General features: G+C 47.1%; 6 protein-coding genes. All 6 read left to right on the top strand.

Annotated elements, in window-relative coordinates; all coding sequences use genetic code 11:
- Window positions 1-291, top strand: a 291-nt coding sequence (locus C1T29_RS18695) for a DUF72 domain-containing protein (protein ID WP_208945533.1), incomplete at its 5' end; no start/stop codon positions are given.
- A gap of 17 nt (window positions 292-308) precedes the next feature.
- On the top strand, window positions 309-1130 hold the full coding sequence (locus C1T29_RS18690; RefSeq protein WP_035337648.1) for a sulfite exporter TauE/SafE family protein: 822 nt from the start codon (window positions 309-311) through the stop codon (window positions 1128-1130).
- Window positions 1131-1149: 19 nt separating this feature from the next.
- The gene (locus C1T29_RS18685; RefSeq protein ID WP_035337646.1) at window positions 1150-2505 is read left to right on the top strand and encodes a bifunctional metallophosphatase/5'-nucleotidase; all 1356 of its coding nucleotides are present in this window, start codon (window positions 1150-1152) and stop codon (window positions 2503-2505) included.
- Between the two features lie 79 nt (window positions 2506-2584).
- A complete protein-coding gene (locus C1T29_RS18680; RefSeq protein WP_023856194.1) occupies window positions 2585-2890 on the top strand; it encodes a YunC family protein in 306 nt (101 codons plus the stop codon).
- Between the two features lie 67 nt (window positions 2891-2957).
- On the top strand, window positions 2958-3734 hold the full coding sequence (gene yunB / locus C1T29_RS18675) for a sporulation protein YunB (RefSeq protein WP_035337643.1): 777 nt from the start codon (window positions 2958-2960) through the stop codon (window positions 3732-3734).
- Window positions 3735-3916: 182 nt separating this feature from the next.
- On the top strand, window positions 3917-5446 hold the full coding sequence (locus tag C1T29_RS18670) for a sodium-dependent transporter (protein ID WP_043054462.1): 1530 nt from the start codon (window positions 3917-3919) through the stop codon (window positions 5444-5446).
- Window positions 5447-5453: the final 7 nt, after the last annotated feature.

Here is a 5453-nt window from a genome sequence, read left to right as displayed (position 1 = left end):
GACAGCAGGAAAACGCTCGTCCGTTTTCACGGCCGCAACAAGGAAGGCTGGTTAAGGCCGTCTTCCGGGCAAAATTGGCGTGAGGTCAGATATTTATATTTATATAATGAACAAGAATTAAAAGACTGGAAGAAAAACCTTGAGCTGCTTGAACAGCAGTCGAAAAACGTTTACGTGCTGTTTAATAACAATTCAGGCGGTGATGCGGCTCAAGACGGGAAGCAAATGAAGGAGCTGCTCGATATTGAATACAAAGGGCTTACGCCAAGGCAGCTCGATTTATTCAGCTAGAAAAGAGGACTTATTTTATGGAATATCTTATTTTGCTAATACTCGGATTTATCGCGGGAACCATCGGCAGTCTTGTCGGGCTCGGCGGAGGGATCGTCATCGTTCCCTCGCTCCTTTTTCTGGCGGGGCTGCCGACGCTCTTTGACCATGTGACACCGCAAATGGCGGTCGGCACCTCGCTGGTTGTCATCATATTTACAGGGCTTTCTTCAACGATTGCGTATATGAAGTATAAAACCGTAGATTATAAAAGCGGTCTTATTTTTTTCATCGGCTCGGGGCCGGGCAGCATCGCAGGTGCCCATGTATCGACATATTTCAGCTCAGACTCGTTTTCTCTATGGTTCGGGATTTTTATGATTCTCATTTCCCTTTCCTTAATGATAAAGAAAAGGGTGAAACCTGCCGAGAAAAAGCATACGGGCGTTATCAGAACGTTCACAGGGGATGAAGGACAGGAATATACGTATTCATATCATCCTTTAGCCGGAATCGCGATCGCCTTTGTCGTCGGCTTCCTCGGCGGGCTTTTCGGCATCGGGGGCGGCTCGCTGATGGTGCCGGCGATGATTCTTCTGTTTTTATTTCCGACAAGGGTCGCCGTTGCGACATCGATGTTTATTATTTTCCTTTCATCTGTCGCCGGCTCTGCCGGCCATGTCATCGCGGGCCATGTCAACTGGTTTTATGCGCTCGCATTGATCCCGGGCGCCTGGTTTGGCGGACAGCTCGGCGCCTACATTAATAAAAAGATGCAAACAAAGACGATCGTATTGATCATGAGGTTCGTATTGATCATCATCGGAATCAGATTAATCTATCAAGGCGTGTTTAGTTAAACGTTAGGGAGAGATTTGCATGACGGAAAAGCTCCATATTTACCATACGAACGATTTGCACAGCCATTTTGAAAACTGGCCGAAAATCGTCGATTATATTCAGACACAAAGACAAAAACATGAAGAGCAGGGGGAAGAAGTGCTTTTGTTCGACCTCGGCGATCATGTCGACAGATTCCATCCGATATCTGAGGCCACCTTCGGAAAAGCGAATGTGGAGCTGTTGAACCGTCTGCAGTATGATGCTGCAACGATCGGAAATAATGAAGGAATTACACTGCCGCATCAGGAGCTGGATACACTTTATGACAACGCACAGTTTCCTGTCGTTGTTTCCAATTTGTTTGACGAAAAAGGGAAGAGGCCCGGCTGGGCAGCACCGTATGTGCTCAAAAAGGTGAAGAGCGGCGCAACTCTTGCCATTCTCGGTGTGACAGTCCCGTATTATCCGATCTACCGGCAGCTTGGCTGGACGGTTGCAGACGCATTTGAAAGCATCGGCGAGATGCTCAGTGAAATCAAAGAAAAAGCCGATACTGTCATTCTTCTTTCACACCTCGGCATTTTGGATGATCAGCGCGTCGCGGAGGCTTTTCCCGAAATCGACCTGATTCTCGGCTCCCACACCCATCACCTGCTTGAAGAAGGGATGATGAAAGACGGCGTTATGCTGGCCTGCGCCGAAAAATACGGGAACTATGTCGGTCATGTTGAACTGATGTATAACGGAAGGCTTGAGAACATCACAGCAACCGTTATGAAGACGGCAGAATGGAACGAAGAATCAGAGGAGACGATTCGTTTTCTGAAGGAAAAAGAGAAAGAAGCCGGACATCTCCTTGAAGAAGAAATTGCGACATTGGACAACACCCTTGAAACCGCCTGGTTCCGCAGAAGCGCCCTTCCGCAAATGCTGGCAGACGCCTTAAAGGAATGGTGTGAGGCAGAAATCGGAATGGTCAACTCAGGCATTGTACTGGAGTCTCTATCACAAGGCCCGGTGACGAAAGCGGATGTTCACCGCATCTGTCCGCATCCGATTAATCCGGTCAAACTGAAGCTGACGGGACGTGAGCTGAAAGAGGTCATCTTCCATGCATCATCGGAAGAAACCGAGAAACTGCGAATTAAAGGGCTCGGTTTTCGCGGCGAAGTGATGGGGAAAATGCTGTATGCCGGCCTTGACCCGGAAAAGCTCTCTGTCAACGGAGCGGACATTGAAGATGATGCGTTCTACACGATCGCCACGATTGATATGTTTACACTCGGAACACTGTTTCCGGCGATCCGCGATGCGGAAGATATCGAGTACTTTATGCCTGAATTCCTGCGCGATCTGCTCGCCTGGAAGCTTAAAAAAGCAAACCGGTTCTAATACAGATGCTCTAAGATTCGGGGCAAACCGGAACATGTCTCCCGCTTTATCATACATTAATGGTAAAGGAGGGATTGCGATGGTAAATTTAACTCCAATTATGATAGAAGATCAGCCGTTTACGGCTGTAACGGTCAAACTGCCGAAAACGAACTTTATGGCGGTAACCAATGACCATGGATATATTATGTGCGGAGCGCTTGACGTCGCCCTGCTGAATGATAAATTAAAAGAACGGAAAATCGTCGCCGCCAGAGCCGTCGGCGTGCGGACGATCGATCAGCTTCTCGAAGCGCCGCTCGAATCTGTAACCGATGCGGCCAGAGAGCTCGGCATCCATCCCGGAATGAGCGGAAAAGAAGCCCTTTTAAAAATGGTGAAATAAAGTTGTCTGATTGAATCGTATATCCCCTCTTACAAGCATACACTTGTGATGTAAGGGGGGATTTTGCTTGCGAAGATTTCGCGGCCCTCTGTCAAAAAGAGGACCTTTGCCTTTTCGATATGTCATGCTGCTTTCGTTTGTATTTTTTATTTTTTCAACGGCCGTCAGCCTGTTGATCATCAACTCATCCATCAAACCGACGCTTCTGAACATCGCTGAAATGGAAACGAACCGGATTGCGACGCACGTCATCCAGGAAGCTGTCGAGGATTATATGAACCAAGATGAAAATGTGCAAAACATGGTCGAAATGAAGACAAATGAAAACGGGAAAGTAACAACGATCAATTTCAATTCCCATGTTGTTCGCGATATGCAGACCAAGATTACGAAACGGCTGCATGAAAATTTGAAAGTAACGGAAACAGAAGAATTTAATTCTTCTGCGAAAACGCCGGAAGACAAGAGTGATGGCGTGATTTATCAAATTCCTCTCGGCCAGACAACGGGAAATTCCCTGCTTGGAAACCTCGGGCCGAAAATACCGGTGCGCTTTAATGTTGTAGGAGATGTTTTTACAGATTTCAAAAAAAGTGTGGAACCGTACGGAATTAATAATGCATTAATTAATATTGGGATTCTTGTCGAAGTCAAGGTCCGTGTCGTCATACCGTTTGCGACAAAAACGGCGGTTGTCAAAAATACGATTCCGGCAACGATTCAAGCCGTGCACGGCGAAGTACCCGACTTCTACAGCGGCAACGGCAGCCAGACGGCGCCATCGATTCAAATCCCTTCAAAGGATGAAAAAACAGAACAAAAAAAGGAACAAAATAAGCAATGATTTCCAGGCGTTCTGCACACATCAGGCAGAATGCTTTTTTTTGCGTCCTGGAAAAAGAATGTGTCTATTTTCTTAAAAAATACTTTGACTTAGGCAAAAAGACTGTATATACTATTCAATAATAATAATTATTAGAAAATTCATTGTTTTCAGATGTTTCAATAAGGTAAAGGAGGAAGCTTATGGATAGTCGTCCGCAATGGGGAACAAGAGCGGGTTTTATTTTAGCAGCTGTCGGTTCTGCGATCGGTTTGGGGAATATATGGAGGTTCCCGGCTGTAGCTTATGAAAACGGAGGAGGCGCGTTCTTTCTGCCATATTTGTTCGCGCTTTTGACAGCAGGAATCCCTCTTCTCATCATGGAATTTACAATCGGCCATAAATACAGGGGCTCAGCCCCGCTATCCTATGCCCGGATGGGGAAAGGAAAGGAGTGGATCGGCTGGTGGCAGGTCGCCATCTCATTTGTCATCTCGACGTATTATGCCGTGATCGTGGCATGGGCCATTTCTTACACTGTCTTTTCTTTCAATTTAGGCTGGGGTAAAGATACAGAAAATTTTCTAATGACTGAATATTTAAACAGAGTTGATATTGGAGGAGGAGCCATCGGGCAATTCGGAGGCTTCGTGCCGGGCGTCCTGATTCCGCTCGCGATTGTCTGGATTGTTTCCTTAGGCATTTTATTTGCCGGAGTCAAAAAAGGAATCGAAATTGCGAACCGCATTTTCATTCCGCTGCTTGTGGTCTTATTTTTAATCATCGTCATTTATTCGATTACACTTGACGGGGCTGCTCAAGGGCTGAATGCGTTTTTCACGCCTGATTGGAGCCAGATAACAAACGGAAAAGTTTGGGTGGCGGCATACGGCCAAATTTTCTTCAGTCTGTCGATCGCGTTTGCCATCATGATTACGTATTCCAGCTATTTGCCGAAAAAATCCGATGTTACAAACAATGCGTTCATCACCGGCTTCGGGAATTCGTCGTTCGAGCTGCTGGCCGGGATCGGGGTATTCAGTGCGCTGGGCTTTATGGCCGCGCAGCAGGGCGTTCCAGTTAAAGAGGTCGTCTCTTCCGGAATCGGTTTGGCGTTCGTCGTCTTTCCGCAAATCATCAATGAGTTTCCGGCGTTTAATGTGCTTTTCGGGTTTTTATTCTTTGGTTCGCTAGTTTTGGCAGGTCTGTCGTCTCTCATTTCGATCTCTGAAACATATGTTGCCGCGATTCAGGATAAGTTCAACGTTCCGCGGCGGAAAGCCGTCCTGTTCGGCGGAGGGGCTGCTGCATTGTGTTCGCTCGTATTTGCGACAAAAGGCGGACTGTTCTTTCTCGATGCAGCCGATTACTTTATCAACAATTTCGGAGTGGCGCTTGCCGGATTGATCGAAGTCGTTGCGATTGCATGGTTTGCGAAAGAGCTGAAAGCTTTGCAGGCTCACGCCAATTCGGTTTCCGACATTCAGCTCGGCGCCTGGTGGAGAATCTGCCTGAGCGTCGTCACACCGATTGTTCTGGGGTATATGATGTTTGATAATATCAAGACGAATATCACAACAGCCTACGGTGATCTGCCGGTAGAGTTTCTCCTGAAATGGGGATGGTGCGTCGCTGTTGGAGCGATCGCAGCCGGGTTTATCCTTTCACTTTCAAAATGGAAGAACGAACTGAAATATACGCCATTTCAACATGACAAGGAGGTTTCCTCATGAACGGCGC

It is taken from the genome of Bacillus sp. MBGLi79, from assembly GCF_002953915.1.
The sequence above is the reverse complement of the archived record's forward strand: the minus strand, read 5'-3'. Positions and strand labels throughout refer to the sequence as shown.

What these genes read in the sequence shown, in the direction of transcription:
- C1T29_RS18670 (WP_043054462.1), top strand. Translation starts at nt 3,917, where the DNA reads ATGGATAGTCGTCCGCAATGGGGAACAAGAGCGGGTTTTATTTTAGCA.
- C1T29_RS18685 (WP_035337646.1), top strand. Translation starts at nt 1,150, where the DNA reads ATGACGGAAAAGCTCCATATTTACCATACGAACGATTTGCACAGCCAT.
- C1T29_RS18680 (WP_023856194.1), top strand. Translation starts at nt 2,585, where the DNA reads ATGGTAAATTTAACTCCAATTATGATAGAAGATCAGCCGTTTACGGCT.
- C1T29_RS18690 (WP_035337648.1), top strand. Translation starts at nt 309, where the DNA reads ATGGAATATCTTATTTTGCTAATACTCGGATTTATCGCGGGAACCATC.